General features: G+C 72.7%; 30 protein-coding genes and 1 pseudogene. 13 read left to right on the top strand and 18 right to left on the bottom strand.

Annotation, left to right across the window (positions count from 1 at the left end; genetic code table 11):
• The 3 genes from HDA43_RS35655 (at nucleotide 1) to HDA43_RS00320 (ending at nucleotide 2,560) form a co-directional block, all read left to right on the top strand.
• Nucleotides 1–1,158 (top strand): sensor histidine kinase, encoded by a 1,158-nt coding sequence (locus HDA43_RS35655; RefSeq protein ID WP_179817743.1) that lies wholly within the window; start codon nucleotides 1–3, stop codon nucleotides 1,156–1,158.
• Between the two features lie 3 nt (nucleotides 1,159–1,161).
• On the top strand, nucleotides 1,162–1,809 hold the full coding sequence (locus tag HDA43_RS00315; protein ID WP_179817744.1) for a response regulator transcription factor: 648 nt from the start codon (nucleotides 1,162–1,164) through the stop codon (nucleotides 1,807–1,809).
• Nucleotides 1,810–2,008: 199 nt separating this feature from the next.
• Nucleotides 2,009–2,560 carry a hypothetical protein gene (locus HDA43_RS00320; RefSeq protein WP_179817745.1) on the top strand — a complete coding sequence of 184 codons (552 nt, stop codon included), beginning with the start codon at nucleotides 2,009–2,011 and terminating at the stop codon, nucleotides 2,558–2,560.
• A gap of 127 nt (nucleotides 2,561–2,687) precedes the next feature.
• Here the strand turns inward: HDA43_RS00320 and HDA43_RS00325 are convergent, their stop codons facing one another.
• From HDA43_RS00325 to HDA43_RS00335, 3 genes are all read right to left on the bottom strand, one after another.
• Nucleotides 2,688–3,506 carry an ABC transporter ATP-binding protein gene (locus HDA43_RS00325; RefSeq protein WP_179817746.1) on the bottom strand — a complete coding sequence of 273 codons (819 nt, stop codon included), beginning with the start codon at nucleotides 3,504–3,506 and terminating at the stop codon, nucleotides 2,688–2,690.
• A 131-nt stretch (nucleotides 3,507–3,637) separates the two neighbouring features.
• Nucleotides 3,638–4,654, bottom strand: a complete 1,017-nt coding sequence (locus HDA43_RS00330; RefSeq protein WP_179817747.1) for an ABC transporter substrate-binding protein — start codon at nucleotides 4,652–4,654, stop codon at nucleotides 3,638–3,640.
• Between the two features lie 42 nt (nucleotides 4,655–4,696).
• Complete coding sequence (locus HDA43_RS00335; protein WP_179817748.1) at nucleotides 4,697–5,512, bottom strand: ABC transporter permease; 816 nt, start codon at nucleotides 5,510–5,512, stop codon at nucleotides 4,697–4,699.
• A gap of 143 nt (nucleotides 5,513–5,655) precedes the next feature.
• Between HDA43_RS00335 and HDA43_RS00340 the strand changes: the two genes are divergently transcribed.
• Entirely contained in the window at nucleotides 5,656–6,738 is a 1,083-nt protein-coding gene (locus tag HDA43_RS00340; RefSeq protein ID WP_218911534.1) for a LacI family DNA-binding transcriptional regulator, read from the top strand.
• Between the two features lie 281 nt (nucleotides 6,739–7,019).
• Here the strand turns inward: HDA43_RS00340 and HDA43_RS00345 are convergent.
• From HDA43_RS00345 to HDA43_RS00355, 3 genes and pseudogenes are all read right to left on the bottom strand, one after another.
• A pseudogene (locus HDA43_RS00345) lies at nucleotides 7,020–7,673 on the bottom strand (RNA-guided endonuclease InsQ/TnpB family protein); the annotation flags it as partial.
• Between the two features lie 301 nt (nucleotides 7,674–7,974).
• A complete protein-coding gene (locus tag HDA43_RS00350) occupies nucleotides 7,975–8,199 on the bottom strand; it encodes an HGxxPAAW family protein (RefSeq protein ID WP_179817749.1) in 225 nt (74 codons plus the stop codon).
• Between the two features lie 25 nt (nucleotides 8,200–8,224).
• Nucleotides 8,225–8,662 carry a MarR family winged helix-turn-helix transcriptional regulator gene (locus HDA43_RS00355; protein ID WP_179822532.1) on the bottom strand — a complete coding sequence of 146 codons (438 nt, stop codon included), beginning with the start codon at nucleotides 8,660–8,662 and terminating at the stop codon, nucleotides 8,225–8,227.
• An 89-nt stretch (nucleotides 8,663–8,751) separates the two neighbouring features.
• Here HDA43_RS00355 and HDA43_RS00360 point away from each other — a divergent pair, with 89 nt between their 5' ends.
• The 3 genes from HDA43_RS00360 to HDA43_RS00370 all read left to right on the top strand — a co-directional run bounded on the left by HDA43_RS00360 (nucleotide 8,752) and on the right by HDA43_RS00370 (nucleotide 10,708).
• The gene (locus HDA43_RS00360) at nucleotides 8,752–8,934 is read left to right on the top strand and encodes a hypothetical protein (RefSeq protein WP_179817750.1); all 183 of its coding nucleotides are present in this window, start codon (nucleotides 8,752–8,754) and stop codon (nucleotides 8,932–8,934) included.
• 205 nt (nucleotides 8,935–9,139) lie between these two features.
• The gene (locus HDA43_RS00365; RefSeq protein ID WP_179817751.1) at nucleotides 9,140–10,312 is read left to right on the top strand and encodes a Gfo/Idh/MocA family protein; all 1,173 of its coding nucleotides are present in this window, start codon (nucleotides 9,140–9,142) and stop codon (nucleotides 10,310–10,312) included.
• A 159-nt stretch (nucleotides 10,313–10,471) separates the two neighbouring features.
• Entirely contained in the window at nucleotides 10,472–10,708 is a 237-nt protein-coding gene (locus tag HDA43_RS00370) for a DUF5302 domain-containing protein (RefSeq protein WP_179817752.1), read from the top strand.
• A 24-nt stretch (nucleotides 10,709–10,732) separates the two neighbouring features.
• Here the strand turns inward: HDA43_RS00370 and HDA43_RS00375 are convergent, their stop codons facing one another.
• From HDA43_RS00375 to HDA43_RS00385, 3 genes are read right to left on the bottom strand one after another with little or no spacing between them, the layout of a single operon-like run.
• On the bottom strand, nucleotides 10,733–11,101 hold the full coding sequence (locus HDA43_RS00375) for a DUF4180 domain-containing protein (RefSeq protein WP_179817753.1): 369 nt from the start codon (nucleotides 11,099–11,101) through the stop codon (nucleotides 10,733–10,735).
• A complete protein-coding gene (locus HDA43_RS34225) occupies nucleotides 11,094–11,414 on the bottom strand; it encodes a hypothetical protein (RefSeq protein ID WP_218911535.1) in 321 nt (106 codons plus the stop codon). Before HDA43_RS34225 ends, HDA43_RS00375 begins: the two co-directional genes overlap by 8 nt.
• On the bottom strand, nucleotides 11,411–11,839 hold the full coding sequence (locus tag HDA43_RS00385) for a helix-turn-helix domain-containing protein (protein WP_179817754.1): 429 nt from the start codon (nucleotides 11,837–11,839) through the stop codon (nucleotides 11,411–11,413). Before HDA43_RS00385 ends, HDA43_RS34225 begins: the two co-directional genes overlap by 4 nt.
• Nucleotides 11,840–12,050: 211 nt before the next feature.
• Here HDA43_RS00385 and HDA43_RS00390 point away from each other — a divergent pair, with 211 nt between their 5' ends.
• Entirely contained in the window at nucleotides 12,051–12,581 is a 531-nt protein-coding gene (locus HDA43_RS00390) for a shikimate kinase (protein WP_179817755.1), read from the top strand.
• Between the two features lie 119 nt (nucleotides 12,582–12,700).
• Here HDA43_RS00390 and HDA43_RS00395 read toward each other — a convergent pair whose 3' ends face one another.
• A complete protein-coding gene (locus HDA43_RS00395; RefSeq protein WP_312872858.1) occupies nucleotides 12,701–13,174 on the bottom strand; it encodes a TIGR00725 family protein in 474 nt (157 codons plus the stop codon).
• 142 nt (nucleotides 13,175–13,316) lie between these two features.
• Here HDA43_RS00395 and HDA43_RS00400 point away from each other — a divergent pair, with 142 nt between their 5' ends.
• Entirely contained in the window at nucleotides 13,317–13,865 is a 549-nt protein-coding gene (locus tag HDA43_RS00400) for an AAA family ATPase (protein WP_179817757.1), read from the top strand.
• A gap of 65 nt (nucleotides 13,866–13,930) precedes the next feature.
• Here HDA43_RS00400 and HDA43_RS00405 read toward each other — a convergent pair whose 3' ends face one another.
• From HDA43_RS00405 to HDA43_RS00435, 7 genes are all read right to left on the bottom strand, one after another.
• Nucleotides 13,931–14,494 (bottom strand): RICIN domain-containing protein, encoded by a 564-nt coding sequence (locus HDA43_RS00405; RefSeq protein ID WP_179817758.1) that lies wholly within the window; start codon nucleotides 14,492–14,494, stop codon nucleotides 13,931–13,933.
• Nucleotides 14,495–14,948: 454 nt separating this feature from the next.
• A complete protein-coding gene (locus HDA43_RS00410; RefSeq protein ID WP_218911536.1) occupies nucleotides 14,949–15,299 on the bottom strand; it encodes a hypothetical protein in 351 nt (116 codons plus the stop codon).
• 274 nt (nucleotides 15,300–15,573) lie between these two features.
• A complete protein-coding gene (locus HDA43_RS00415; RefSeq protein WP_179817759.1) occupies nucleotides 15,574–16,236 on the bottom strand; it encodes an RICIN domain-containing protein in 663 nt (220 codons plus the stop codon).
• 385 nt (nucleotides 16,237–16,621) lie between these two features.
• Nucleotides 16,622–17,017 carry a VOC family protein gene (locus tag HDA43_RS00420; RefSeq protein WP_179817760.1) on the bottom strand — a complete coding sequence of 132 codons (396 nt, stop codon included), beginning with the start codon at nucleotides 17,015–17,017 and terminating at the stop codon, nucleotides 16,622–16,624.
• Nucleotides 17,018–17,280: 263 nt separating this feature from the next.
• On the bottom strand, nucleotides 17,281–17,901 hold the full coding sequence (locus HDA43_RS00425; RefSeq protein ID WP_179817761.1) for an SRPBCC family protein: 621 nt from the start codon (nucleotides 17,899–17,901) through the stop codon (nucleotides 17,281–17,283).
• Nucleotides 17,898–18,287 carry an ArsR/SmtB family transcription factor gene (locus HDA43_RS00430; protein ID WP_179817762.1) on the bottom strand — a complete coding sequence of 130 codons (390 nt, stop codon included), beginning with the start codon at nucleotides 18,285–18,287 and terminating at the stop codon, nucleotides 17,898–17,900. The genes HDA43_RS00425 and HDA43_RS00430 overlap by 4 nt, the downstream gene beginning before the upstream one ends.
• A gap of 186 nt (nucleotides 18,288–18,473) precedes the next feature.
• On the bottom strand, nucleotides 18,474–19,100 hold the full coding sequence (locus HDA43_RS00435; RefSeq protein ID WP_179817763.1) for a TetR/AcrR family transcriptional regulator: 627 nt from the start codon (nucleotides 19,098–19,100) through the stop codon (nucleotides 18,474–18,476).
• A gap of 230 nt (nucleotides 19,101–19,330) precedes the next feature.
• Between HDA43_RS00435 and HDA43_RS00440 the strand changes: the two genes are divergently transcribed.
• From HDA43_RS00440 to HDA43_RS00455, 4 genes are all read left to right on the top strand, one after another.
• A complete protein-coding gene (locus tag HDA43_RS00440) occupies nucleotides 19,331–20,464 on the top strand; it encodes an FAD-dependent oxidoreductase (RefSeq protein WP_179817764.1) in 1,134 nt (377 codons plus the stop codon).
• Between the two features lie 154 nt (nucleotides 20,465–20,618).
• Nucleotides 20,619–21,500, top strand: coding sequence for a carotenoid biosynthesis protein (locus tag HDA43_RS00445; RefSeq protein ID WP_312872859.1), 882 nt, complete (start codon nucleotides 20,619–20,621; stop codon nucleotides 21,498–21,500).
• Nucleotides 21,501–21,640: 140 nt separating this feature from the next.
• The gene (locus tag HDA43_RS00450) at nucleotides 21,641–23,137 is read left to right on the top strand and encodes a phytoene desaturase family protein (protein WP_312872860.1); all 1,497 of its coding nucleotides are present in this window, start codon (nucleotides 21,641–21,643) and stop codon (nucleotides 23,135–23,137) included.
• 154 nt (nucleotides 23,138–23,291) lie between these two features.
• Nucleotides 23,292–24,425 (top strand): glycosyltransferase family 2 protein, encoded by a 1,134-nt coding sequence (locus tag HDA43_RS00455; RefSeq protein WP_179817765.1) that lies wholly within the window; start codon nucleotides 23,292–23,294, stop codon nucleotides 24,423–24,425.
• On the opposite strand, the gene HDA43_RS00460 is transcribed toward HDA43_RS00455, so the two are convergent.
• Nucleotides 24,367–24,999 (bottom strand): glycerol-3-phosphate acyltransferase, encoded by a 633-nt coding sequence (locus tag HDA43_RS00460; RefSeq protein WP_179817766.1) that lies wholly within the window; start codon nucleotides 24,997–24,999, stop codon nucleotides 24,367–24,369. The two genes, HDA43_RS00455 and HDA43_RS00460, sit on opposite strands and share 59 nt — an antisense overlap.
• Nucleotides 25,000–25,030 lie beyond the last annotated feature (31 nt).

The raw sequence follows: 25,030 nt of genomic DNA on the forward strand, positions 1-25,030 counted from the left end.
GTGGACGACCGTACGGAGCACCAGCCGCCCCTGACCTGGCGGGACTCCGCGCTGCGCTACCTGTGCGCCGCGGTGCCGATGCTGTTCTTCGGCGCCCTCATGGTGATGACCGCCTCCGGGAGGCCCGATCGCCTCGGGGAGGCGCTGGTCGACGCGGGGCTGGGCGTGGCCGGTCTGGTCCTGCTGCGATGGCGGCGCCGCCTGCCGTGGCAGACCGCGCTGGCGACCGCCCTGCTGACGGCCTTCTCCGCCACCGCCACCGGCCCGGCCTACGTCGCCTACGTGTCGCTGTGCACGCACCGCCGGTGGCGCCGGATCGTCCCGGTCGCGGCCGTCTTCTGGCTGTGCCTGACGGCCTACGCCGCCTGGCACGGCATCGACCAGAGGACGGTCGTCTCCACGGTGACCGGCGCCGCGATCCTCGGCGGGCTGACCGTCTTCGGCCTGTACCTGCGCGGGCTGCGCGACCTGGCCGCCTCGCGGCGGGAGGCGGCGCTGGCCGCCGAACGCGAGCAGGCGCAGCGGGTCGAGCAGGCCAGGCTCGCCGAACGCGCCAGGATCGCCCACGAGATGCACGACGTCCTGGCTCACCGGATCTCCCTGCTGGCGATGCTCGCGGGCGGCCTGGCGTATCGGACGGACCTCACCGCCGGGGAGAGCCGCGAGGTGGCGCTGGCGATCCAGGAGAACGCGCACCAGTCGCTGAACGAGCTGCGCGCCGTACTCGGCGCCCTTCGGTCCGAAGACGCCTCCGGTGCCCCGGAGGCGCCGCAGCCGGGGCTGGACCGGCTGGGCGACCTGTTCGACGAGGTGCGGGCGGCGGGCCAGCGGATCGAGGTGACCGACGCCGTCGAGGACCGGGGGTCGCTGCCGGCGCAGACCGGCCGGCACGCCTACCGGATCGTGCAGGAGGCCCTGACCAACGCCCGCAAGCACGCGCCGGGCAGCCGGGTGCGGGCCGAGATCGGCGGACGCCCCGGTGACGGCCTGCGGATCCGGGTGAGCAACCCGGCGGCGCCGGGAACGCCCGCCGGTCCCGGCGGGCGGCTGGGGCTGGTGGGCCTGGCCGAGCGGACCCGGATGGCCGGCGGCACCCTCAGCCACGCCGTACGAGACGGGTGCTTCGTCCTCGACGCCCGGCTGCCGTGGGAGGCTTGACCGGTGATTCGGCTGGTGATCGTGGACGACGACCCGATGGTGCGGACCGGGTTGCGCCTCATCCTGGGCGGCGAGCCCGACCTGGAGATCTCGGGCGAGGCCGGGGACGGCCGGCAGGCCATGGAGGTGATCCGCGACCTGCGGCCCGACGTGGTGCTGATGGACATCCGGATGCCCGGCCAGGACGGGCTGACCACCACCGAGCTGCTGCTGAGGCGGCCGGGCGCGCCCCGGATCCTCGTGCTCACCACCTTCGACGCCGACGACCTGGTGCTGCGGGCCCTGCGGCTCGGCGCGGCCGGGTTCCTGCTGAAGGACACGCCGCCGCCGAAGATGGTCGAGGCGGTCCGCGCCGTGGCGAGGGGCGAGCCGGTGCTGTCGCCGAGCGTCGCGCGGCAGGTGATCGCCGCGGCCACCGGCGGTCCCGAGCCTCGGGGCCCGGAGGCTCGGCGGGAGCTGGCCAGGCTCACCGAACGCGAGCGCGAGGTCGCGGTCGAGGTGGCCCGGGGCAGCTCGAACGCCGAGATCGCGGGGCGCCTGCACATGAGCGTCGCGACCGTGAAGGCGAACATCACCCGGATCTTCGCCAAGCTGGAGACCGACAACCGGGTCCACGTCGCCATGAAGGTGCGCGACGCCGGCCTCCTCTGACCCGCCCTCCGCCCCCTGCCGTCGTTCCGGGCCGGTCCGCGCCGGCGGCCCGTCGCCGCCGGGCCCCGTACGGAGATCAGGGCGGCCGTACGGTGACCCGGGGCGCGTCGTGGGAGGCCATCGCGGCGGCGCTCGGCGTGAAACGGCAGACGGCGCACCGCAAGCACGCGCACCGGATCATCGACGGCGGGAGATGAGGATGTTCGAGAGGTTCACCCCCGAGGCCCGGCGGACGGTGGTCCGGGCCGGCCTGCTGTCGCTCGACGCCGGCCGCACCGCCCTCGACGACGACATGCTGCTGCTCGCCCTGGCCGAGGCGTGGCCGGTGGGCGGCTTCGCGGTGTCCCCGGACTCCGTCCGCGCGCTGCTGCCGGTGAACCCGGCGGACCGCCCAGGCGACCGCGACCTGCTGGCCGGCCTGGGCATCGACCTGGAAGAGATCCGCCGCAGGCTCCCGGCCCGCCGCGCCGACCCGGCCGCGTGGCGGCTGCACCGACCCCGGACGCGCCCGCTGCGCGTGACGCTCTCCGGTCCGGCCGGCGACCTCCGGCTCACCGTCGCGGCCCGCAAGGCCATCGAGGTCGCCCTGCACCACGGCGCCCGCCGTACCGGGGGCGGGGCCACGGACGAGGACCTGGTGAGGGGCCTGCTGGCCGACGGCTCCAGCGCCTCGGCGGCGATCCTGCGCCGCCTCGGCGTCGACCTCCACGGCCTCGCCGGAAGGCTGTGGCCTCTCCGCGCGTCCGCCTGACCACCGGGCCCACCCCCGTACGGCGACGCCGCGCGGCGGGCGTGGCGCCACACGGCGCGGGAACGGGGCCGGGCGGCTCCCCGGCTCCGCCGGGCCGCCGTACGGGACGCCGGAGCCGGTCAGCCGGTCAGTCCGTCGCCGTGGCGGCGCCGAGCAGATCGCGGATCCGGCCGGTGGCCTCGGCGAACGGGGGCTGCGACATCGTCTCGGCGTAGTCGCGGGAGCCGGGCAGGTCGACGTCGATGATCTCGGCGACGGTTCCCGGCCGCGCGGTCATCACCAGGACCCGGTTGGCGAGGTAGACCGACTCGGCGATGGAGTGGGTGACCAGGAGCACGGTCGTGCCGGTCTCCCGCCAGATCCGGTGCAGCTCGACGTTCATCTGCTCGCGGGTGAGCGCGTCGAGCGCGCCGAACGGCTCGTCCATCAGCAGGACCGGCGGGCGGTGCAGCAGCGCCCGGCACAGCGCCACCCGCTGCTGCATGCCGCCCGACAGCTCGTGCGGCAGAGCGTCCTCGAAGCCGGTGAGCCCGGTCATCTCGATCAGCTCATCCGCCCTCCGGCCCGCCTCGGCGGCCGGCATCCCGCGCATCTCCGCCTGGAGCAGGATGTTGCGGCGCGCGGACCGCCACTCCAGCAGGGCGGCGCGCTGGAACACGTACCCGATGTCGTGCCTGGTGCCGCCGACCGCCTCCCCGAAGAGGCGCACGCCGCCCGCCGACGGCCGCAGCAGGCCGGAGACCAGCTTCAGCAGGGTCGACTTGCCGCAACCCGAGGGGCCGACGATCGAGACGAACTCGCCGGGCGCGACGCTCAGCGAGACGTCGCGCAGCGCGGTCACCTCCTTCTTCTTGGCCCTGAACCGGACCGCGACGGCGTCGAGCTCCACCGCCGCGACCGCGGTCGCGGCACCGGGCGTGCGCTCGGCCTCCAGGTTGCCTTTCATCCCCATCCCTCCAACGTGGTCTCCCCGGCCTTCCGGCTCCCGGGCTTTCCCGCCCCCGAGGGCTCTCCGGCCCTGGGCTCGCCGGTTCCGGGAAGGAAGCCGGCGTGCCCGCCGCCCGAGGGGCGGCGCGCTCACCCCTTCGGGGTGACGCTCTCGTCCCAGTAGGCGGCCGGCGCCTCGGCCTTGGTGATCACACCCGCCTTGACGAAGGTGTCGATCGTCGCCTGCCAGTCCGCGGCGGTGTTGACGCCCGGGGCCATGCCCTTGGTCGCGTCGGTGTGCAGCAGCGTGACGGTGGTCTTGAACTGGTCGAGCAGCACCTGCTTGCTGGGGAGCTGCTCGGAGGCGCCGTCCATCGCGTCCACCGCCGCCTGCGGGTCCTTCTCGGCTGCGGCCCACGCCTCGCCGGTCGCCGCGACCATGCGCTTGACCAGGTCGGCCCTGCTCTCCAGGTTCTTGGTGGAGGTCAGCAGGCCGTTGCTGTAGAAGTTGAGGCCGAACTCGGAGAAGCGCAGGTAGGAGACCTTCTTGCCGGCCTTCTCCTGCATCGTCGGCCCCTGGTCGGAGGCGTAGCCGAGCAGGGCGTCGGCCTGGCCGGAGATCACCGCGGCGATCTTCCCCGCCGGGTCGGTGTTCTGCAGCTGCACGTCGTTCTCGGCGAGGCCGTTCTGCTTGAGGAAGGCCGGGAACGTCCTGGACAGCGCGTCACCGGCGGTGATGGCGATCTTCTTGCCCTTGATGCCGGCGGGTTCGGTGATGTTCTTCTCGTCGAAGAACTGCACGGAGGCCGGGGTGGTCTGCAGGTAGACCCCGAGGCTCTTGACCGGGACGCCCTGGGAGACGGAGGCCAGCAGCGCGGGGGTGTCGGCCCAGCCGAAGTCGGTCTGCCCCGCCCCGGTGGCCTGGATGGTCTTCTGCGAGCCCTGGCCGGCCTGGATCTTCAGGTCGATGCCGTGCTTCTCGAAGACGGCCTGCTTCTTGCCGAGGTAGAACGGCGCGTGCTCGCCGTACGGGTACCAGTTGAGCGTGAGCGTCACCTGGTCGAGTTCCTTGCCCGACGCGCTGGTGGTCGTGCCGCCGTTCTCGCCGCCGCAGGCGGTGAGGAGGAGGGCCGGCAGCAGGGCGGCGATGGCGATCCGGGATTTCACGGGGGTGCCTTCCTTGGGGGGGTCGGTGGCCGGTTCGAGGCTTCAGAGGGTCGTGGTCGCGGCCTCGCCACGCCGGCTGGCGTGCCAGGGCAGCATCAGCTGCTCGGCGATCTCGACGAGGACGAACAGCACGACGCCGATCAGCGACATCACCAGCAGCCCCGCGAACAGCATGGGGGTGTCGAGGTTGCCGTTGGCCTGCAGGATCACGAAGCCCAGCCCCTCGTTCGCGCCGACGAACTCGCCGACCACGGCGCCGGTCACCGCGAGCGTGACGGCCACCTTCAGGCCGGAGAACAGGTGCGGCAGGGAGGCGGGGAAACGGATCTTGGCGAAGGTCTTGAGCGGGCTCGCGCCCATGGTGGCGGCGAGCTGGAGCATCTCGGGGTCGACGGACTTCAGGCCGGTCACCATGGAGATGACGACGGGGAAGAACGCGATCAGCACGGCGACGACGACCTTGGGGGTCAGCCCGAACCCGAGCCAGACCACGAACAGCGGGGCGATGGCGATCTTGGGAATGACCTGCGCGAAGAGCAGGACGGGGTAGAGCGTCTTCTCCACGGTCGTGGAGTAGACCATCACCACGGCCGCCAGGACGCCGATGACGACGGCGATGACGAAGCCGAGGACGGTCTCGTAGGTGGTCACCCAGGTGTGCTGCCAGAGATACGACGACTTCTCCGTCATCACCCCCAGGGTCGTCCCCGGCGACGGAACGAGGTAGGGCGGCACCAGCCGGGTGGAGGTGATCGCCCACCAGACGGCGAAGCAGGCGATGAGCAGCGCGACCGGCCGCCAGCTCCGTTCGAGGACGGTGAGCAGCCGCCCCTCGGACCCGCCGGGGTTCATGCTCATGATGAGCACCCTCCTTTCGCCCGCGTACGGGCGCGGCCCGCGTGCAAGCGCTTTCTGTTGACCGGAAAGCGCTGTCAGAAAGCGCTTTCCGGTGTACGGTAGGGGCCACCTCACATACGGGTCAAGAGGAGGCGAGGGAGGAATTGGACAAATGGTCGCAGGTGACCCTCAACGACGTCGCCCGTGAGGCGGGGGTCTCTTCCGCCACCGCCTCCCGCGCGCTGAACGGCACCACCCGCGTGCGCGCCGACCTCCGCGAGCGGGTCCTGGCCGCCGCGGAGCGGCTCGCCTACACCCCGAACGCGCACGCCCAGGCCCTCGCCCGCGCCTCCAGCCAGGCGGTGGGCGTCATCTGCCACGACGTCAGCGACCCCTACTTCGCGGGGATCTCCGGCGGGGTCATGCGCGCCGCCGCGGAGCACGACCTCCATGTGATCATGGGAAGCACCTTCCGCGACCCGGCCCGCGAGCTGTCCTATGTCTCCATGATGCGTGGCCAGCGCGTCCGGGCGATCCTGCTGACCGGCTCGGGGTTCGAGGACCGTGCCTGGCAGGGCGCGATGCGCGAGGAGCTGGCCCGGTGCGCCGCGGCGGGGACGCGCATCGCCGCGGTCAGCCGCCACCGCGGCCTCCGCGTCGACTCGGTCCTGCCCGAGAACCGCGCCGGGGCCGCCGCGCTGGCCAGGGCACTGCTCGGCCTCGGCCACCGCGACTTCGCCGTGCTCACCGGACCGCCGGCCATCACCACCGTGGTGGACCGCCTCGCCGGCTTCCAGGAGGCGCTCGCCGATGCGGGGGTGAGGATCGCCCCGGACCAGATCGTGGAGGGGGCCTTCAGCCGCGACGGCGGCCACCGGGCCGCCTCCGAACTGATCGCCCGCGGCCTGCGCGCCACCTGCGTCTTCGCCTCGACCGACATCATGGCGGTCGGCGCGCTGGCCGCCTTCCGCGGCCACGGCCTGTCCGTGCCAGGTGACGTCTCGCTGGCCGGGTTCGACGACATCCCGGTGATCGGCGACCTGACGCCGCCGCTGACCACCGTGGCGCTGCCGCTGGAGGAGATCGGCAGGCGCGTCATGGCGCTGGCCCTGCGGCCCGCCACCGCCGGGCGCAGCCGCGTCGAACGCGTCCCCGGAACCGTCGTGCTGCGCGCGAGCACCTCGGCCCCCGCCGTACGACCACTGCGGGAAAGGTCCCCGCGCCCGCTCACCGAGACCCCGGGCTGACACCCGCGCCGTTTCCCGCGCCGTTTCCCTTCGCCACACTGGAGGCGGGGCCACGGGTCAGGCGGTCTCCACGACCTCGCCGGACCTGCCGGGCGGGGTGAGGCCGCGCCCGTCGCCGTTCCCGCCGTCGTGGTCGCCGCGGCCGTGATCGCCGCCGCGGTCGCGGTCCCCGTCGGGTTCGTCGCCGTGCTCGTCCAGGAGGGTCTCCTCGTCGAAGGGGACGCTGAGCCCTTCTCCGTGCGACTCAATGCCTTCTGCGCCTTGCGGAGCTTCTTGCCCGCCCGGCGCAGTAAGCGCGGGTTGTCGACCTTCCGGCCGTCAGAGCCGACCGCGAAGTATGCCAATCCGAGGTCGATCCCGACCTCGTTCAGCGAGCCCGGCAAGGACTCGTCATTCGTCTCGACGACGAAGGAGGCGAAGTACCGATCGGCCGCGTCCTTGACCACCGTGACCGAGGACGGCTCGGACGGCAGATTCCGCGACCAGCGCACCGACACGTCGCCGATCTTCGGCAGACGCAGCTTCCCGCCCGCCGTGACGGCGAACCGGGCATTGCGGGTGAACCGAATCGCCTGCCGGTTGTTCTTCTTCGAACGAAACCGGGGCGGGGCGACCCTCGCCCCCTTGCGCCTGCCGGTGATCGAGTCGAAGGAGTTCCGATACGCCGCGTTCAGATCCGCCAGCGCCTGCTGCAGCACCACGGAAGAGACCTGGCTTAGCCAGGAGCGTTCCGGCGCCTTCTTCGCCTTGGTGATGACCCGCTTGGAAAGGTCCGCGTCGGAGATGTAGGGCATGCCTGCCTGGTGAGCGTCCTGTCGTGCGCGCAGCCCGTCGTTGAACACCACGCGAGCACACCCGAACGCCCGCGCCAGCGCCTCACGCTGGTCAGCGTCGGGATAAAGCCGGTAGTTGAAACGAAGCTGCACGGTAATCATCGTGCCATTTGATCATGACAGTACGCATGCGAATCCGAGCAATCCGTGAACACGTCGGCGGACGCGCCAACACCGCCCGCTACCTTGGCGAGTCCATCATCATCGAACGCAATGCCCGCCCTTTCGCCGCCCTAGTGCCCTACGTTTGTTGGACCGAGCCCGCCTTTCGCCACCGACCTGAAGGGCGGAGCACTCCCTCATTCCGGTAGTGGGCGTGAGAGGACCCGGCCGCGGGCGACGGGTCCGGGCGATCCGTCAGACCGCCCGGGAACAAGGCTCCGGGAGGGCGGGAGCCTCCGAGTCAGCCGCCGTGGTTCAGCGGCTCACGGGGAGCATCGATGATCACGTCGGAGAAGATGTCCACCATCAGGGCGATCAGCCCGCCGACGGCGGCGATCCCGACCCCCACCCAGAACATGATCCAGCTGGGTCCGGCGCACAGGCCCACTCCGCCGACCGTGAACCCGGCCAAAATAACGAGCACCGCAAGCCAAGACTTGGGGCTTCCTCCGTGGCTTCCAGCCATGAGCCTTATCTGTCCTTTCTGTGCATCAACGATGCGTGTCGTCCGCGGCGGCGATCACCCGGGTGAGCACCCGGTGGAGCTCCTGCAGCTCCTCCAGGTCCATACCCAGTCGCCGGGCGACGGACGGCGGGATCCTCTCAGCCTCACTCCTCAACTGCCGGCCCTCCGGAGTGAGCGTGATCGCCAGGACGCGTTCGTCCCGGCTGTCACGCCGCCGCCGGAGGTAACCGATCGCCTCAAGTCTTTTGAGGAGCGGTGACAGCGTACCGGGGTCGAGTCTCAGTAGCTTGCTCAGCTCCTTCACAGAGAGCTGGTCGTGCTCCCACAGGGCGAGCATCACGAGATACTGCGGGTGGGTCAGCCCCATCGGCTGCAGCAGCGGCCGGTAGACCCCGATGACGCCGCGCGAGGCCACCGCGAGGGCGAAGCACACCTGCCGTTCCAGGCGCAGCGCCTCGGTCATATCACTCACATGCACCTCCAACCGACATAGTAAGGTAATTGGTGTACAAAGCATTGCGGCACCAAGCATCACCGGCCCTGAGGAGCTCCATGTTCAACCGCAAGCCGATCGAGGAGCGGATCGCCGAACGCCAGGCGGGGCGTTCCGAGCTCCGCGAGGGCAAGTACTTCGAGCACGGCCCGGCGAGGTTCGTCTTCCTCTTCGTGATCATCTTCGTGGTGCTCGGCCACCTGGGGGGCCTGGTGCTACTGATGATCATGGACATGAACTGAGCCCCCGCCCCCCGACTTCCACGCCGCCGGCGGCCCTCGCCGTACGCCGGGGCCCGTCCTCCGTCCCGCACCCGCCCGGCCCGACCTGGCCCGCATGAGCCTGCACGGACCTGCATGGGCCCGTACAGGCCCTGGCGCTCGTTCGTGCGCGTATCTAGAGTGATCGAGGCAGAAACGATCAAAACGCGCGGCGACGGGAGCGGGCATGGGCGACGACCTGCGTATCGGGGTGGCGGGATACGGCATGAGAGGGTCGCTGGCTCGCGAGGCGCACCGGCCGGGGAACGGCAGCGCGGTGGTGGCCGTGTGCGACCCCGCCCCGGAGGCCCGGGAGCGCGCCCGCGCCGACTTCGGCCCCGGCACGCGCGTCACCGCGGACCTCGCCGATCTCCTGACCCCGGACGTGGACGCGGTGATGATCCTCACCCCCGACCACGCGCACCTGGAGTCGGCGCTGGCCGCGCTGCGGGCCGGGAAACCCACGCTGGTGGAGAAACCCCTCGCGACCACCGTTGAGGACTGCGACCTGATCCTCCGTACGGCGCGCGACCACGGCGCCCGGCTGTACGTGGGGCACAACATGCGCCACATGCCGGTCGTGCGCGTCATGCGGCGGCTCATCACCGAGGGCGCGATCGGCGAGGTCAAGGCGGTGTGGTGCCGTCACTTCGTCGGGCACGGCGGCGACTTCTACTTCAAGGACTGGCACGCCGACCGCCGCAACACCACCGGCCTGCTGCTGCAGAAGGGCGCCCACGACATCGACGTGATCCACTGGCTGGCCGGGGCCAGGACGGAGCTGGTCAGCGCCATGGGCGCGCTGACCGTCTACGGCCGGGTCACCGACCGCTCCCCCGGGACGCCGTCCGACTGGTACGACCCGGAGACCAACTGGCCCCCGCTCGCCCAGCGGGGACTGAACCCGGTGGTGGACGTCGAGGACCTGTCCATGATGCACATGCGCCTGGAGAACGGCGTCCACGCCGCCTACCAGCAGTGCCACTTCACCCCCGACTACTGGCGCAACTACACCGTCATCGGCACCGCGGGCCGCCTGGAGAACTTCGGCGACCACGGAGAGGGGGCCGTGGTGCGGGTGTGGAACGCCGGGCGGCGCGACTACCATCCCGAGGGCGACCTCCAGGTGCCCGTCGAGGTGGGCGCCGGCGGCCACGGCGGCGCGGACGAGGCGCTGGTCGGCGAGTTCGTCCGGTTCGCCGCCGAGGGCGGACCGACCGACACCTCCCCCGTGGCGGCGCGCGACAGCGTCGCGGCGGCGGTCCGCGCCACCGAGTCGCTGCGGGACGGCTCCGTCCCCCGGGAGGTGCCGCCGGTCGCGCCGGACCTGGCCGCCTACTTCGCCGCCGGGCAGGTCTGACCGACGGCGGGCCGCCCACGCCTCGGCCCTTCAGCCGGACCGGACCGCACCCTGCGTCCGGCCGGGCGCGTCTCCCGGCCAGCCGGGTGGTGTTCCGGACATGAGAAGATGATGTTCCGGTCGGCCGAAGCCGGGCCGCCCCGAGACCAGGAGGTTCGTATGCCTGACGTCACGCCGGAGCCCGACGGCACCGAGAGCACCCGGGCCGTCGAAGGCGCCGACGGTGCGGAGAGCACCGACGACGAGCTCAAGCGCAAGTTCCGCGAGGCCCTGGAGCGCAAGAAGCAGGCCCAGATGGAGCTGAACAGCGGTGGCCGCGGCAACGGCGCCTCGAAGATCCACGGGTCCCAGGGCCCGGCCGGGGGCAAGCGCTCCTTCCGCCGCAAGAGCGGCTGACCCGCAAGGGTGGCTGAGCCGCGGTCAGCCGGCCGCGGCCAGCCGGGCGTCGAGCGCGTCGAGGTCGGGGAGGAACCACACGTGCTCTCCCAGGTTCGACTCGTGGACGAGGGCGCGCAGGGCAGAACTGGCCGCCAGGTGCCGGGAGATGTCCCCGACGACGGCCAGCCGCAGCCGGTGGTTCACGAACTTCTGCATGACCTCGCCGGCGAAGCGGGTGCCCAGGGAGAAGAAGTGCCCGTCCAGCCGGCTCGCGGGCACGGCCACCACCTCGGCGCCGAGGAACGCCGCACCGATCAGGTCCAGCGCGTCCTCCATCGTGGCCAGCGGCGGCCCGGCCGGGTCGCACACCAGCACCGGCACCCCGGACAGTTCCCGCATGACGTCAGGCACCGCCGGCCTCCTCGGCCAGCGCACCGGCGGCCTCCTGGGCGAACGCGCCACCGGCGTCGCCGGGCACGGCCTCGGGTGAGCCGCCGACCGTCACCGGCACGGGCACGGTCAGGCGGCGCAGCGTGTCGTCGGGGAACACCGGCAGCAGCACCATGGGCGGCGCGTCCTGCGGGCCGGAGACGACGACGAAGGTCTCGCCCTGGCGGGTGGGCACCCGTACCTGCTCGGCGGGGACCGGCCAGTCGCCCAGCGCATCCCGGTACCGCCGCCGGATCTCCTCCGCGCCGGCCTCGGACCGGTAGATCGCGCTCATGTCGCGAGCACCCCCTCCATGTGGTCGAGCAGCCGTGCGGTGTCCCGCAGGCCGCCCAGGACGATGACCTTCATCCGGGCCCTTTCCTCGTCATAGGTCGTCTCGACCCGAAACGGCTGGTCACCGGGGCGGCGGTCGGTGGCCGCGGCCATCAGGAGGGTGGACAGGCGGTCGGCCGTCTCACGGCTGACCGCGTCGATCTCCACGATGGCCGACACGTCGGTGTGCCTCCGCCGCACCGTCTCACCCGGCGGCGGAGGCACCGGGCGGCCGGTGAACGCCTCCAGGTCCTCGTGCGCGATCCGGTACTGCTTGCCGATGCGGACCGCGGCGAGCCGCCCGTCCCGCACGTAGTTGCGGACGGTGCGCACGTGCAGGCCCAGGTGCTCGGCGACCTGCTCCACGGAGTAGAAACGATCTGCCATGAAAATACCCTATCTTCCTATTAGAGTGAGAATAACAGAGTATTTTACGGAAAATAGGGAGCGTTGGAGCGCGACCGGGAGGCCGGAGGACCGGGCAAGGACCAGACGAGGACCGGGCGAGGACCAGGTGAGGGCTAGGTGCCGGCCTCCGGGGCAAAGGGAGACGAGAAGACCCCTTTTTCGTTTCCCCTGAGGACCGGAGGTGGCGGACATGGCAGACACGGTGGCGGACGTCCCGATCGTGGTGGTCGGTCTGATGGGCGCCGGCAAGACCAGCGTCTCGGAACTGCTGGGCGAGGCCCTGAACCGGCCGGTGCGCGACAGCGACGACTACCTTGAGAAGCGCTACGGCATCACCGCGGCGGCGATCGCCGAGACCGCGGGCGTCACCGAACTGCACGCCCGCGAGGCCGAGCACCTGCTGGACAGTCTCGCCGAACGGCCCGCGCCGATCATCGCCGCCGCGGCCAGCGTCCTGGACGACCCGCGATGCCGGGAGGCGCTCAAACCGGCCCTGGTGGTGTGGCTGGACGCCGAGCCCGAGTTCATCGCCAAGAAGATCGAGGAGAAGCCGCACCGCCCCCGGTTCGGCAAGAAGCCGCTGGATCTGGCGAAGGAACTGTACGAACGCCGGGCCGCGTCCTTCGCCGAGGTGGCCGACCTGCGCTTCAAGCGGCCGAAGATGTCCAAGCACGAGGTGGCCCGCGCCATCCTGGACCACCTGAAGAAGCAGGCCGGGTAGCGGGGACCCCGCGGGCCGGGCGGTCCGGCGAACGCTTCGCGGCCCCAGGGACGTCCGTCCCGCGGGGCGCGGCGGTTTCCCGGTGACCGGACCCACAGGGTGGCGGCCTCCTCGGACGATCAAGCCCACAGGCCGGTGGCCTCCAGCGCCTCCTCCGGTGAGGAGACGTGCCTGACTCCGGGGACCGGACGCCCCTCGTGGTCGAGGATCCGCCACCCGCCGAGCTGGACCACGGGGACGCGGCCGTGGCGCATCGCGAGCGCCAGCTCCGACAGCGTCCCCCACGACCCGCCGATGACGATCACGGCGTCGCCGGAGTTGGCGATGATGCCGTTCCGGGCCTCCCCGACGCCGGTCGGGATGACGACGGAGAGGTCCGGATTGGCCTGCTCCCGATCCGGCCGGGACAGGACGCCGACCACCGTGCCGCCCGCCGAGCGGGCCCCGGCCGCCACCGCGGCCATCACGCCCGCGTAGCCGCCGCAGATCACGACCGCGCCGCGCTCGGCCAGCAACCGGCCGACCTCGCGGGCGTTGGACTCGTCCTCGTCCGTGCAGTCACGCGGGCCGCACACCGACACCTGGATCGCCACGGTGAGATCCTCCCATCCGGTGCGCCCCGGCCGCGGAGACGGATCAACAGCCGAGGACACCGTGGGCGATGCCGTCGCCAGCAGTGAGAGTTTCGCCCGCCTCATCCGGCGAAAGGCCGAACCACGTCATTAAGCTGTGGCGATGCGCATCGGTTCGCCGCACACCCGTCTCATCGTGCTGCGTGGCAACTCCGCCTCGGGCAAGTCCAGCGTCGCCCGGGCCCTGCAGGTCACCCGTGACCGGGATCTGGCCGTGATCGGCCAGGACGCCGTACGGCGCGACATCCTGCGGGAGCGCGACGTGCCGGGAGGGGCGAACATCGGGCTCATCGACGTCATCGCCCGCTACTCCCTCGATCGGGGATATCACGTCCTGCTCGAAGGCATGCTGTACGCCGACCGCTACGAGCGGATGCTTCAGGCGCTGCGCGCCGGCCATCGCGGCCCCGCGCACTTCTACTACCTGGATGTTTCCTTCGACGAGACCCTGCGACGGCACGCCACCAAACCGCAGTCCGGGCTGTACGGCGAGGCCGAGATGCGCCAGTGGTACCGGCCCCGGGATCTCCTCCCGGGCGGCTCCGAAACGATCATCGGGGAGGACAGCTCGATGGAGGAGACCGTACGGCGGATCCTGCGCGAGACCGGTCTGTCCTCCCAGCCGCGGGGCGGCGCCGGCGAATCCCGGTGAACGGCCGGGCGGGTGGCCCGGGTGTCCGGGGCCGCCCACCCGGCCGGTGTGCCGGGCGGTCCGGCTCACATGTAGCGCACGCCCCACATGCGTGAGGGCTGCTTGTCGCAGGTGTACTGGACGGCGGTGCTGCCGTCCGGGCCGATGGTCAGGCACTTGCCGGTCTGCACGTTCTTCAGCTGGTACTGGCGGGCGCCGGCCGTACCCCAGAACATCCAGCGGAACGCGGGGTGGTCGACGCAGGTGTACTGCACGGCGGTGTAGTTGTTGGCGGTGCTGGCGCCCCCGGCGATGGTCAGGCACTTGCCCGTCTGGGCGTTCCGCAGCATGTACTGGCGGGTGCCCGTCGCGTCCGTCATGGTCCACTGGCGGGTCGGGTAGGCGTCGCACTCGTACTGCGCCGCCCGGAGGTTGTCGGTCGTGCGCCCGCCTCCGGCGACGGTCAGGCACTTGCCGGTCTGCCCGTTCACCAGCATCCCGGTCACGGCCGCCGTCTGCTGTCCCTCCGGGGAGGCGTCGGCGGCGGGGTCGGCCTGGGAGCCGGCTGCGGCCGGGAGCACCGGAACGAACAGGGCGGCGGCGGTGACGAGGGTGAGGGCGGAGCGGCGGACTGGGCGGAGAACGGCCATGGGGTTCCTCCCGTGGATGAGCTGGTCGTTTCGTGGTCACGGCGTTCCGGTCCGCGTCCGTGGACCCGCCGCTGGCGCGGCGGCGGAGGTCTCCGGCGGACCGGTGCCCGCGCACGCGGGGAAGCGTGCGCGGGCACCGGGTACGCGGAACCGGGTCGCCTCGGCCTGCCGGGCCCGGGAGGATGCCCGTGGATCGTGTGGTCCGGGCGGCCCCGCAACCGGGCGACGCTCAGTTGTAGCACCGGAAGACGATCTTTCAGGTGGCGACATGCCGTGACCGGGGCAGACGAGCGGGCCCCCGCGGCGGTGCGGCGCGGCGCGCCGCACCGAGGAGCGGCATATGCCGGGAACATCGTGCCGCGCGCCCGATTCTCCCTGCCGACCGGCTACCGGCTCTCCCGGCCTGACCGGTCACGGCCCGGAGCGAGTCGCGGGTGAGGCCGCCCGGCGCGGGTCACCGGCCGCCGATGAAGTACCGGGCGGGGACGAACAGCTCGTGCCCGGTGTCGAAGACCACCCGCACCCCGGCGGTCGTCCACTCGGTGGTCCTCACGGTGTCGGCGGACGTCTCGATGTCCACCAGGTGCCCGTAGGAGAGGCTGGGATCCCGGCCGACGACGATCAGATGCGTCTCCCCGAGAAGGGTCCTCCTGCGAACCAGGCCCAGCAGGTGCTTCGAATCATCGCTGTAGGTCACGGTGGCCGGCTGTTCGCCGCGGTAGACCACCTCGAACCGCGGCCACCTCGCCGCGACGGACAGCGCCACGCTCAGCACCATCCCCAGCACGACGCCGAGAACGACCAACCCGAGTCCCCTCAGCCGCCGTGATCGGCTCGGGCGGCTCGACGGCGGTTCCACGGCGAGGGACGAAATCATCAACGGCCTCCGTAATGATCGACTGCATGGTTCGTCGCTCCGGAGGGATGAAAAGTTCACGAGCGTTCACGCTCGCCCGCCGGATCCTCGACCAGGCACGATGATGCAGGGTCATATACGGGGTGGAATCGACAGGACCCAGCCCATCGGACAGTGAACGATCTCGGCCCGCATCGGGATGACCGCACCGGGCCGGTGCGTCCTACAGGGTGCCGGTCAGGTTCAGGGTCCAGCGGCGCGAGGGGTGGTCGTCACAGTCGTACTGCACGGCCTCGACGTTGTCGGCCGTGCTCACGCCTCCCGCGATGGTCAGGCACTTGCCGGTCTGCGCGTTGCGCAGCTGGTACTGGCCGTTGCCCGTGACGTCGATCAGGGTCCAGCGGCGCGAGGGGTTGCTGTCACAGGTGTACTGCACGGCCGTGACGTTGTTGGCCGTGCTCACGCCCCCGGCGATGGTCAGGCACTTGCCGGTGTTGACATTGTGCACCTGGTACTGGCCGGTTCCGGTCACGTCGGCGAGGAACCAGCGGCGGGACGGGTGGGTGTCGCAGGTGTACTGCACGGCCTGGACGTTGTTCTCCGCGCTCACGCCCCCGGCGATGGTCAGGCACTTGCCGGTCCGCACGTTCACCAGTATCACGGTGAGCTGTGCCGGGCGGCGGGCGGCGACCCCTGCCCCGGCACCGGCCACCGCCGCCCCGGCTCCGGCTCCGGTCCCGCTCCCGGTCCCGACGGGAGCGACGGGTACGGCGTCGGCACGGGCGGCGGGTGCGGCGGCCGGGAGCGCCGGGGTCAAGGAGGCCAGGGCGGGGAGCGCCGAAGCGAGAAGGGCCGTGACGGCGAGGGCGCGGCGGTGGACGGTCATGGGTTCCTCCCGTGGACGAGCGGTCGTTTCGTACTTCCGGCCGCGCGTGTCCGTGCCTGCCGGAAGCACGCTCGCGCGGGACGGGGAAGCGGGCGCGCGTGAGGCCGAGCCGCCCGGGGCACGGGGTCGGGAGGAGGCCCCGGCGATCGTGGATCTCGGCGTGGCGGCCCCGCGACAGGACGACGCCTCTCGTTGTAACAGGTGGGGGTGCCCGCCCGGTGACGCCATGCCGTACCGGGGCGCGGGCACGGACGGATACGGGCTCGCCGTACCGGGCCGCGGGCACGGATGGACTCGGGCTCGCCGTACCGGGCCGCGGGCACGGATGGACTCGGGCCCGCCGTACCGGAGGTCCGGTACGGCGGGCCCGCGCGGGAGGGGACGGTCAGGCGAGGTTGAGCTGCCAGGAGACGCCGAAGCGGTCCGCGACCCAGGCGAAGCGCTTGCTGAAGCCGTAGGAGTCGAGCGGCATCATGGTCCCGCCCCCCTCCGAGAGCGCCGCGTACAGCCGCTCGATCTCCGCGTCGGAGTCGCACTGGACGTACAGCGACACCGCCGGGGTGAAGGTGAAGCCGTGCGACACCGAGCTGTCGATGGCCATGTACTCCTGGCCCGCCAGGCTGAACGTGGCGTGCTGCACGGTGCCCTCCTTGCCGGGGCCCCCGGAGCCGTAGCGGGTGATGTCGAGGATCTCCGCGTCGTCGAACAGCGAGGTGTAGAACGTCATCGCCTCCTCGGCGGCGCCCTCGAACATCAGGAAGGTGGTGATCTTCTGCGTCATCGGTGGACTCCTGGTGGGTGCTGACGGGTCGCCGTCCGGCGGACCCGGGGTTCGCGTCTGGGCTTCAGGGAGGTCTTTTCAGCGCTGTCTAGCGAGGAACCCCGGGCATTTACCCCCGGGAGGAATCGCTTCCCTTTACCCGTCCGGACGCTTCTGATTCTCGATGTACTCCGCATACCAACGACCCCGCCGTGGAAAGCGGGGTCAGTGCGTCCCGCGCCTGCCAGGCAGGCAGGCGCGAGAGGCGCAAGCCCAGGGCTTCTTCAGCCCTGGGTCGTTGACGGGGTGTAGAAGGCGATGGTCCGCTCGGCCGCCGCGGTGGCCTGTTCCTCGGTGGCCCCGGCGGCGCGGTGGGCCTCGCCCCAGGCGCGACCGCTGGCCGCGATGAAGTCCGCGCCCTCTGGGGTACGGCCGAAGCCGTCGGGGTCCGAGACCGACTTGCCCGTCCGCAGGTGCAGGACCAGGCCCAGCAGCGCCAGGTCCCAGCCGAGGCCGACGGCTCCGGGGCCGTACTCGTCCCACATCTCCGGGGGGACGGCGGCGGTGTGGCGCAGCTCCAGCAGCGTGGCGTCGCCGTCCTCGGCCAGCCCTACCTCGACCTCGGAGGTTCCGCCGCCGAAGACCCAGGTGAGCTTCAGGTGGCGGGGCGGCTCGCAGGTGAGGATCTCGCCGCCGGCGTTGCCCTGGATCTGGTAGTGACCGCCTTCCCGCAGGTCGCCGGTGACCGGGGAGAACCAGCGGGCGATGCGGTCGGCGGTGGTGATGGCGTCCCAGACGTCCTTGACCTCGGCGTGGTAGCGGCGCCGGATCAGGATGGTCCTGGTCTCGCCGTCCGCTCCCACCTCCCGGTGGGCGAGGCCGATCTCGTTGACGATGTCCTTCATCGGTTCTCCTCGTGTCCGGGGTCTTCCTCGGGGCCGGGGCCGGGTACGGGGCCGTCGGCGATGCGGCGCTCGCGCCTGCCGCGGGCCAGTTCGGTCGCCAGCGCGTCGAGACGCTGCTCCCAGAACCGGCGGAAGCGGCCCAGCCACATGTCGACCTCCCGCAGTGGCGCCGCTTCGACGGCGTACAGCCGCCTGGTGCCCTCGGCGCGCACCCTGGCGAAACCGTTGTCGCGCAGCACCCGCAGGTGCTGGGAGACCGCCGGCTGGGAGATCCCGTACTCGTCTCTGATCACGGCGGTCACCTCGCCGGAGCTCAGCTCGCCGTCGGCCAGCAGCTCCAGGATCCGGCGCCGGACCGGGTCCCCGAGGACGTCGAATGCGTGCACGCGACAATGATTCAGCCAACGCTTATATAAGTCAAGGCGTATGCTTTGTTTCCTCGGCCGAACCCGAAGCGCCGTGGGCGCCGGGGCGGCGCGACCCGCCCGCCGAGCCCGGCGGGCGGGGGGTGGCCGGCGCCCCGCGAGAGCCGGCCCGCCCGGACGCGCGCCGTTCCGCGGCGAGGCGCCTGCTCACGCCTTGGTCTGGGTGAGCGCGCTCCAGCCGTGTTCCAGGAGGTCGAAGGCCCGGGTGATGGCCTCGCGGGGATCGTCGCAGGCGTAGGCCGCGCGGGGGGCTTCGAGGGCGAAGTGGGCCAGGGCGGCGCAGACGGGGTCGCCCGCGGCGAGGCCGCTCTCCTCGGCGATGGCCTGGGCGAGCAGGGCGGTGTGGCGCAGCCACATGTTCTGGGCATAGTCGCGCAGCGCGGGAGTACCGGCCACCAGCTCGGTGAAGGCGGCGAAGCCGGCGTCGCCGTCGGCGGCGGCCAGCCGGGCGGTCAGGGCGTGTTCGCGCAGCGCGGCGGGGATGGACCGGCCCTCGGGCCGCTCGCGGACGGCGGCGAGCAGGCGGGCCTCCTGGTCTGCGTCCTCGTCGAAGACGAGGGCCTCCTTGACCGGGAAGTGCTTGAACAGCGTGGTGGTGGACACGTCGGCCGCGTCCGCGATCTCGCGAATGCCGACCTCGTCGTATCCGCGCTCCAGGAACAGGCGCAGCGCGGCGTCGGCGATGGCCTGGCGGGTGGCGGCCTTCTTGCGTTCGCGGCGCCCCACCGGCGCGGGAGAGGGACCCGCCGCGGCGTCGGTCGTGGTGCTGGGCATGCCGGCATCCTATCTCCTTGGTTGACCGACTTCAAAAGTTTAGTTGTTGCACTTATTGAGTTGGTGTGCTTTTCTGGGGCGGCGGTTCCGAGGCGACGCCCGGCCGCCCTTTCCTCTCGCCCTCTCGGCGAGGCCCCACCGGCCCCCTGGCCCGGGCGCCCCTTCAGCACGGCACTCACGGCAGTCACGGCAGTCACGGCACTGCCTCATGGAACGAACGGAGCACCACCATGAACACCACTCCGGCACCCCGCATCGCCATCATCGGAGCCGGCCCCGGCGGCCTGACCTGCGCCCGCATCCTCCAGCGGCACGGCGTCACCGCCGCCGTCTACGACCGCGACGCCGGCCCCGCCGCCCGCGACCAGGGCGGCACCCTCGACCTGCACGCCGACAACGGCCAGATCGCCCTGCGCGAAGCCGGTCTCCTGGAGGAGTTCTTCCGACTGGCCCGGCCCGAGGGCCAGGAGATGCGCCAGATGGACCCGGACGGCACGATCCTCTTCCACCACGTCCCCGGGCAGGACGAGCGGTTCAAACCGGAGATCGACCGCGGCCGGCTGCGCGACCTGCTGCTCGACTCGCTTCAGCCCGGCACCGTGCGCTGGGGTCACACCCTGCGGACCGTCGGCGGCCCCGCCGAAGGCCCCCGGCGGCTGCACTTCGCGGGCGGCGCCACCATCGAAGCCGACCTCGTCATCGGCGCCGACGGGGCCTGGTCCGAGGTCCGCCGCGCCGTCTCCCCGGCCACTCCCCGCTACAGCGGCGTAAGTTTCCTGGAAGCCTGGTTCCACGACGTCACGACCCGGCACCCCGACATCGCCGAGCTCGTCGGCCAGGGCAGCGCCGCCGCGGCCGACGGCGACCGCGGCCTGTTCGCCCAGCGCAACGGCGGCGACCACATCCGCGCCTACATCATCCAGCGCGTCCCGGCCGACTGGATCACCGCCGGCGGTCTCACCCCCCAGGCCACCGACGGCATCCGCGCCCTCCTCCTGGAGCGCTACCGCGACTGGTCGCCCCGCCTTCGCCGGCTGATCACCGACAACGACGGCCCCTACGTCGACCGCCCGATCTTCGCCCTGCCCGTCCCGCACGTCTGGGAGCACGACCCCACGGTGACCCTGCTCGGCGACGCCGCCCACCTCATGCCCCCGCTCGGCGTCGGCGTCAACCTCGCCATGCTGGACGCCTGCGAACTCGCCCTCGCCATCGCCCGCCACGACACCGTCGGCGAAGCCGTCCGCGCCTACGAGAAGACCATGCTTCCCCGCTCCACGGAGACGGCCCGGCTCCTCGACGGCGCCGCCGACGGGCTGCTGTCCACCGAGCCACCCGACTTCGCCACCGCCGACGACCACTGACCGTCCCCCACCGCCAAGGTGGTCAGGGCAGGGCGGCGGTACCCGCGCGGATCCCGGCCCGTACCGGCCCCGGCGGGGACGATTTTCCGATCCCGGAAGTGAATCTGACCCTGGGCCGCCGCTCGAATGACCTTGCATGGGGCACAGCCAACAGGTGGACAGGGGAAGATCCGGTCTCGGCGCGGCGGGGGACGCGACGGAGAGGATGCGGCCCGCCGGAAGGCCCGCCGAAAGAGCAGGGAGGCCCGCCGCGCGGGAGGGATCGCCGGTCGCCGGCGGCCCGCGGGTGCTCGGTCTGCTCGGCGGCGCCCTGCTCCTGGCGATGGTCGCGGCCCAGGTCGCGTCCGGGCTGCAGCCGCGGCCGATCCTGCTGACCAGCGTGGTGGTGATCCTGCTGGCGGCGGGCGCGGTGGTCTTCGCGGCGCGGGCCCACACCTTCCCGAGGGCGGTCGCGGCGTTCGCCGCGGCGGTCCTCAGCGGGTACGCCGCGGAGTGGATCGGCATCCGGACCGGCCTGCCGTTCGGCCCCTACCACTACACCGGCGTGTTGCGGCCGCAGCTCGGCTCGGTGCCGGTGATCGTGGCACTGGCCTGGGGCGGCATGGGGCTGGCGGCCCACGCGACGGCCGCGGCCGTCTTCCCGGCGGCGACGGCGTACGGCAGGGCCGCGCGGGTCGCCACGGGTGCGGCGGCGCTGACCGCCTGGGACCTGTTCCTCGACCCGCAGATGCTCCGGCTGGGTCTGTGGGTGTGGCACGACGGCGGGCCGTACCGGGGTGTCCCGCTGAGCAACTTCGCCGGCTGGCTGCTGGTGTCGGCGCTGGTCATGGTGCTGATCGACGTCATCGTGGCCGACCCGGCGGCGCGGAGCGCCGGGCTGCGGTCCGTCTACGCGGTGATGGCGTTCATGGAGACCGTCGGGTTCGCGGCGGTGTTCGACCCGCCGGACCGGCTGGTGGCGGCGACGGGAGGGGCGTGCATGGGCGTGTTCGCCGTACTGGCGTGGTGGCGCGGGCGCCGGGCGGGACCGGCGTGACGCCCCGGGGCCCGGCCCGCGAGGAGAACGGGGAGCCGGGAAAGCCCGTGAAGAGGACGGGCCCCGGAAGCGGAGCGGCGGTGAGCGGGGAAAGGACGGCCGGAACGGCGGAACGGGCGGCCGGGGTGGCGGGAACGGCGGTGAGTGTGGAAATGGAGGCCGGGGTGGCGGGAACGGCGGAGCGGGCGGCCGAGGTGGTCGTGGTCGGCGGCGGGGTGGGCGGCATGGTGTCGGCGCTGCTGCTGGCCCGGCGCGGGTACCGGGTGCGGCTGTACGAGCGGCGTGACCGGCTGGGCGGCAAGCTGGCCGAGCACGTCCGGGACGGCTTCACCTTCTCGATCGGCCCGTCCCTGCTGACGCTGCCCGAGGTGTTCACCGGCCTCGGCCTGGAACTGGACCTGGTGGAGCTGGACGAGCTGTGCCGCTACCGCTTCGCCGACGGCTCGACGCTGTCGGCCCGGCGCGACCCGGGCCGGATGGCGGCGGAGGTGGACCGGCTGGCCCCGGGTGAGGGCCGCAACTGGCTGGCCTTCCACGACTGGGCGCGGGACTGCTTCGCGGCGGCCCGGCGGGCGTTCTTCGCCGGCCCCCTCCTCCCCTCCTGGCCGCCGGCCCGGCCGCCGTCCGGCGGGGCCCGCCTGTCGGACCTGACGGCGGTCGCGCCGGGCCGTACGGTGGCCGGGCTGGCCCGGCGGTTCTTCGCCGACCCCCGGATGCGTCAGTACGTCGGCCGCTACGCGACCTACGCGGGCTCCAGCCCCTACCGGGCCCCGGCGGCGCTGGCCTGCATCCCGGGGATCGAGCACGGCGAGGGCGGCTGGTACGTGCCGGGCGGCCTGCCTCGCATCGCCGACGCGCTGGCCGCGCTGCTGGACAAGGCGGGCGTGGAGGTCCGTCTCGGCGCCGAGGTGCTCGACGTGCTGGACGACGGCACGCGGGTCACGGGTGTACGGCTCCCCTCCGGGGAACGGGACCGCGCCGACGTGGTGGTGGCCAACACCGACGCGGCGGCGCTGTACGGACGGCTGATGCCGGACCGGCGGCGGCTGCGGCGCATCGCCCGGCTGGGCACGTCGTCGTCGGCGTTCCTGCTGCTGGCGGGGGTGGAGGGCCGGACCGAGGGGCTGGCGCACCACTCCGTCGTCTTCTCGGCCGACTACGAGCGGGAGTTCGGCGACATCTTCGACCGGCGGGTGCCGCCCGCCGACCCGACCGTCTACATCGGCTGCTCGGCGGTGCACGATCCGACACAGGCGCCGGAGGGCACGGAGAACTGGACGATGCTGGTCAACGTCCCGGCCCGCGACCCGGGCCGGTGGCCGATGACGCCGGAGGCGTACCGGGACCTGGTGCTGGAGCGGCTGGCCGCCCGGGGACACGACCTGTCCGGACGGCTGCGGTTCGTGGACCTGTTCACCCCGGCCGACCTGCGGGAACGCTACGGCTCCTGGGGCGGGTCGATCTACGGCGGCGCCTACTCCGGGCGGCTGTCCACCTTCCGCCGCCCCGGCAACCGGGGGCCGCGGCGCGGCCTGTACCTGGTCGGCGGCTCAGTGCACCCGGGCGGCGGATTGCCCCTGGTGGCGATGGGCGGGCGCATCGTCGCCTCGCTGGTGGAGGAGGACTTCCCGTATTGAGCGCCACACCGGAGGTCACGTCGGAAGGGATGCCGGAAGTCATATCGGGGGTCACGTTGACGGTCGCCGTGCCGGGAACCGCGTTGGAGACCGTGCCGGGAGTCGTCCCGGGAACGGCCGTACCGGGGACCGCCGTATCGAAGGGAGCCATCGGATGAGGCTCCTCACCGCGGCGCAGGCCGCGGCCGCGGTGGTCGTGGCGGTGCGGCTGGCGCGGGGACGTGACCGGCTGCCCCCGCTGGCGCCCGTCGCCGGCGCCGCCGGGCGGGTCTCGGTGGTGATCCCCGCCCGCGACGAGGAGCACCGCATCGGCCCGTGTCTGGCGGCGGTGCTGGCCGACCCGGCCGTGGCGGAGGTGATCGTCGTCGACGACGAGTCGGCCGACGGCACGGCGCGGCTGGCCGCCGGGCTGGGGGCGAGGGTCGTCGCGGGTGAGCCGCTGCCCGCGGGCTGGGTGGGCAAGCAGTGGGCGTTGCGGCAGGGCGTCCGGGCGGCCTCGGGGGACGTCGTGGTGACCCTCGACGCCGACGCCCGGCCGGAGCCGGGGCTGTTCGGCGCGCTGTCGGCCGCGCTGGACCGCTACGACCTGGTGAGCGTGGGCCCGAAGTTCGTCTGCGACGGGGTGGCCGAGCAGGCGCTGCACGCGTCGTTCCTGGCGACGCTGGTCTACCGGCTCGGTCCCATCGGCCCGTCCACTCCCCCACCGCCGCGCCGCGTGATGGCCAACGGCCAGTGCATGGCCTTCCGTCGTACGGCGATGCTGGCGGCGGACGGGTTCGCCCGGGTGCGCGGGCACATGACCGACGACGTGGCGCTGGCCCGGGAGCTGGCGGCCGGCGGCTGGTCGGTGGGGTTCCTGGAGGCCGGGGGCCTGCTCGAGGTGGACATGCACTCCTCGGCGGCCGAGGTGTGGCGGGAGTGGGGGCGGTCGCTGCCGCTGCGCGACGTCACTTCTCCCGGGCGGCGGGCCGCCGACCTGGCCGTGGTGTGGCTGACCGCCGCGTTGCCGGTGCTGCGGCTGGCGGCCGGGCGGCCGACCGGGCTGGACGCGGGGCTGCTGGCCGTACGGCTGCTGCTGACCGGGGCGCTGCGCGGCAGCTACCTCCGGCCGGGGCCGGGCGTGCCGCTGTCTCCGCTGCTGGACCCGCTGGCGGCGCTGCGGCTGACGCAGGCGACGCTGCGGCCGGTGCGCCACTGGCGTGGCCGCGTCTACCCGGACTCGGCCGGGGTCACGACGGCCGGGACGTCCGTCCGGCCCGGGACGCCTGCCCGAAGCGCAGACCGATGAGGCACATCAGCGCCCCGGTGGCCGCCACGTACCCGGCCGGGGCGAGCAGGAGCTGCAGCACCGGCAGACCGAACACGCCGACCCGCGCGCCGGCGGCGAAGGACCGGGTGACCAGCGTCGTCACGACCAGGGCCGCGACGCCGAGCAGGAACGCGGGCGGGCAGATCACCGCGAAGCCGCCCGCGAAGGTGAGGACGGACCGGCCGCCCCGGAACCCGGCGAAGACCGGCCAGGCGTGGCCGGCCATCGCGGCGGCCACCGCCAGGTACACCGGGACGGCGCCGGCGGCGGTCACCCCGCCGGGCCAGGTGAGCCGCCCTCCGGTGACGGCCAGGGCGAGCAGTCCGGCGAGGGCGCCTTTGAGCATGTCACCGGCGAAGACCGGCACCGCCGCCCGCCGGCCCAGCAGTTCCATGACGTTCCAGAAGCCGGGGTTCCGGTCGCCCGCCTCCCGGGGGTCGAGTCCGTGCGCCCGGGCGACGAGCACCGCGACCGGCACCGAGCCGAGAAGGTAGCCGCCGATGACCGAGACGAGCACCGCGAGCGCGCCGGGCAGGCCGGGCGGAGGAGTCATCGCTTCTTTCCATCTCACGAGATATGCGGAC

This window comes from Streptosporangium sandarakinum, from assembly GCF_013409935.1.
GTDB lineage: Bacteria > Actinomycetota > Actinomycetes > Streptosporangiales > Streptosporangiaceae > Streptosporangium > Streptosporangium nondiastaticum.